This is a genomic window from Sphingomonas sp. CCH9-E2, assembly GCF_001557215.1.
In the GTDB taxonomy this organism is placed as follows: Bacteria; Pseudomonadota; Alphaproteobacteria; order Sphingomonadales; family Sphingomonadaceae; genus Sphingomonas.
In genome coordinates this window covers 1-3,017 of sequence record NZ_LSJM01000061.1, presented here as the reverse complement: position 1 = coordinate 3,017, position 3,017 = coordinate 1, and the positions used below count along the sequence as shown (strand labels likewise).

At 67.2% G+C, this 3,017-nt stretch carries 4 protein-coding genes; 2 read left to right on the top strand and 2 right to left on the bottom strand.

Annotated features, from left to right (window positions below; all coding sequences use genetic code 11):
* On the top strand, positions 1–383 hold a 383-nt coding region (locus AX681_RS22310; RefSeq protein ID WP_197424224.1), incomplete at its 5' end, for a hypothetical protein.
* Here AX681_RS22310 and AX681_RS03485 read toward each other — a convergent pair.
* Positions 350–1,219, bottom strand: coding sequence for a 3-hydroxybutyryl-CoA dehydrogenase (locus AX681_RS03485; protein WP_066656322.1), 870 nt, complete (start codon positions 1,217–1,219; stop codon positions 350–352). The two genes, AX681_RS22310 and AX681_RS03485, sit on opposite strands and share 34 nt — an antisense overlap.
* A 58-nt stretch (positions 1,220–1,277) precedes the next feature.
* On the opposite strand from AX681_RS03485, the gene AX681_RS03480 reads away from it, so the two are divergent.
* Positions 1,278–2,276, top strand: a complete 999-nt coding sequence (locus AX681_RS03480; RefSeq protein WP_066656318.1) for a DUF1176 domain-containing protein — start codon at positions 1,278–1,280, stop codon at positions 2,274–2,276.
* A 3-nt stretch (positions 2,277–2,279) separates the two neighbouring features.
* Here AX681_RS03480 and AX681_RS03475 read toward each other — a convergent pair.
* Positions 2,280–3,017, bottom strand: a 738-nt coding sequence (locus AX681_RS03475; RefSeq protein ID WP_066681816.1) for a glutaminyl-peptide cyclotransferase, incomplete at its 5' end; no start/stop codon positions are given.

Genomic DNA, 3,017 nt, shown 5'->3' with positions numbered 1-3,017 from the left:
GCATTGAGCCACCGCCCCCGCCGACGAATGAGCAGCGCGCTGAGGCAACCGCGCGCAGTTTCGCCAATATCTTGGAGGGCGTGATCGTGCGTGCGCAGGATGACCGCCGCGCGCGCTTCAAGATTACCCGCGTGTACAAGGGCCAGTTCAAGGCCGGCATCGTCATCGAAGCCGCCCCCAGCTGGGGCTTTAGCGAAATGCCGTGCCCCGGCATGCTCCCGCCGCCGCCGAACCCTAAGGGGCAGCGCGGAGCGATCGCGTTTAACGATCTCCCCGAACTTGCTTTTGTCCCTGACGGATGGATCGCGATCATGCGGCAGCGGCGCCTGATCGCGCGGACTCCGGACGACTACCGCGTCGGAACCGGCTCCGCGCCGGAATAGTCGTAAAAGCCGCGCCCGGTCTTCCGGCCATACCAGCCGGCCTCGACATATTTGATCAGCAGCGGGGCGGGGCGAAACTTGGGGTCGCCGGTGCCTTCGAACAGCACACGGGTGATTTCGAGGCAGGTGTCGAGCCCGATGAAATCGGCCAGCGTGAACGGCCCCATCGGGTGGTTGAGGCCCAGCTGGATCGCCGCGTCGATATCGGGGATCGTGGCCACGCCCTCACCCACCGCAAAGCAGGCTTCGTTGAGGAACGGCATCAGGACGCGATTGACGATGAAGCCCGGCGCATCATTGGCGTGGACGATCCGCTTGTTCAGCGTCTTGCCATAAGCCTCGACCGCCGCGACCGTCGTGTCACTGGTGGCGAGGCCGCGGATCAGCTCGATCAGGCCCATCACCGGCACCGGATTGAAGAAATGCACGCCCATGAAGCGCGCGGGATCGGGCGCGGCCTGCGCCAGCCGGGTGATCGGGATCGACGAGGTGTTGCTGGCGAGGATCGCGGTGTCGCTCAGCACCCTGCCGACGGTGGTGAAGATGCTGCGCTTGATCTCCTCCCGCTCGGTCGCCGCCTCGATCACCAGATCACACGGCGCAAAGGCATCGGTCCCGCCGACGCATTCGATATTGGCGAGTGCATCGTCGCGCGCCTCCGTGGTGATCTTTTCCTTCTCGACCGCGCGGGCGAGCTGCTTGGCAATCCCCGCCTTGCCCTTTTCGGCGCGTTCGAGGTCCATGTCGGACAGCAACACGCGATAGCCGGCCTGTGCCGATACCTGCGCGATGCCCGCGCCCATCTGTCCCGCACCGATCACGCCAACTGTTTTCATCACCATCTCCATCGAACCGTTGCGCGCCTCCTACCGACTCGGTGCGCGAAGCGCTAGAATGCGCGCCATGCTGATCCTCGCCGCGCTCGCCTTCGCCCAGACCGCCCCGCAGCTCGGGCCGATGAACCTCTATGGCGACTGGGCGGTGGCGTGTGACAATGTGCGGCGGTGCGAGATGACCTCGCTCCAGTCGGCAAGCGCCGAGGGTGCCGATGATCGCTGGCAGCTGTCGCTTACCCGTGCCGCCGGGCCGACCGGGGGCTGGGTGGTCGAATTGTTTGGCGAGGACGCGCCCGTCGGCGTGACCCTTCAGGTCGAGGGCGCAGCGGCGGTGTGGCGCGGCGAGCGACTGGTCGGCGCTGCCGCGCAATCGCTTGTCGACGCGATGGTGAACGGCAAGGCACTCCTCGTCCGCGACCGTTCGGGCAAGGCGGTGGCGCGGGTGTCGCTCGCGGGTTCGTCGGCATCGCTGCGCTTCATCGATGCGCAGCAGGGCCGCGCGGGGACCGTCACTGCGGCCGTCGCCAAAGGTCCGCGCGGTGCCGCAACCGTTCCCGCCGCGGCCCCGCTGCCGGTGATCACCGCGGTCCGCGCCGCCGGAACCCCTGCCACAGTGTCGCGCGCACTGCGCGATCAGCTGGGGAGCCGATATGAATGCGCATCGAATTACGACCCCGGTTCGCTGCCCGATCTCGAACGCTTTGCACTGGGCGGCGGCGCGACGCTGGTGCTGATTCCGTGTGGGGCGGGGGCGTATAATTTCTCCTCGGTCCCCTACATCGTGCGCGCCGGCAAGGCACAGCTCGCCCGCTTCGACGCCGCCACCGGCTTTGGGGAGAATGAAGGCCCGCCGATGCTGGTCAATGCCGGCTTCGATGCCAAGACGGGCGAACTGACCAGCTACGCCAAGGGGCGCGGACTCGGGGATTGCGGAACGGCACAGAGTTTCGTGTGGGATGGCACCCGCTTCCGCCTGACCGAGCAGCGCGTGATGGACGACTGTCGCGGATCGACCAACTGGCTCGCGGTGTGGCGGGCGCGTGCCGTCGCGAAGTAACGTTCAGCGCGACGGCAGCGCGATCTCGTACAGCGAAGGCCAATCCTTGCCGGTGACGTAAAGCTTGCCGGTCCGCTCGTCATAAGCGATGCCGTTCAGGACGGCCTCCGGATCGGTCACCGGCACCGCGGCGGCGAGGTCGCGCAGGTCCAGGATCCCCCGAATCACCCCGGTCGCCGGATCGATTCGCACGATCAGGTCCTGATGCCAGATGTTCGCCAGAATCTCGCCGCGCACATATTCCAGCTCGTTGAGCCGCCGGATCGGGCGACCCTGATAAGTGACGGTAATCCGCCGCTGCTCGGCGAAGGTAACGGGATCGAGGAAGCGCAGCTCGGGCGTGCCGTCGCTCAGGATCAGGCTCTTGCCGTCCTGGGTCAGCCCCCAGCCCTCGCCGGGATAGGTGAAGGTACCGATCTGGCGCAGCGTCTTGCGGTCCCAGCGGAACGCCTTGCCATGTTTCCACGTCAGGCTGACGATCGTGTCGCCCCAGCCGGTGCTGCCCTCGCCGAAATATTGCGGGTCGAGCCGGACCTCGCGCCGCACCTTGCCGGTCTCCAGATCGACTTCGCGGACCACCGATTCGCCCGGCTGTCCGGTGCTTTCGAACAGCGCGCCATCGGCGAAGAACAGCCCCTGGGTAAAGGCGCCGGGATCATGCGGGTGGGTCGCCAGCACGCGGGCGGGCTCCACCGGCACCGCGGTGGGAGCGGGGGTTGCGGTCTGTGCAGGGGCCGGGGC

Bases quoted from the DNA above. Each gene is read 5' to 3' on its own strand.
- AX681_RS03485 (WP_066656322.1), bottom strand. From the start codon at position 1,219: ATGAAAACAGTTGGCGTGATCGGTGCGGGACAGATGGGCGCGGGCATC.
- AX681_RS03480 (WP_066656318.1), top strand. From the start codon at position 1,278: ATGCGCGCCATGCTGATCCTCGCCGCGCTCGCCTTCGCCCAGACCGCC.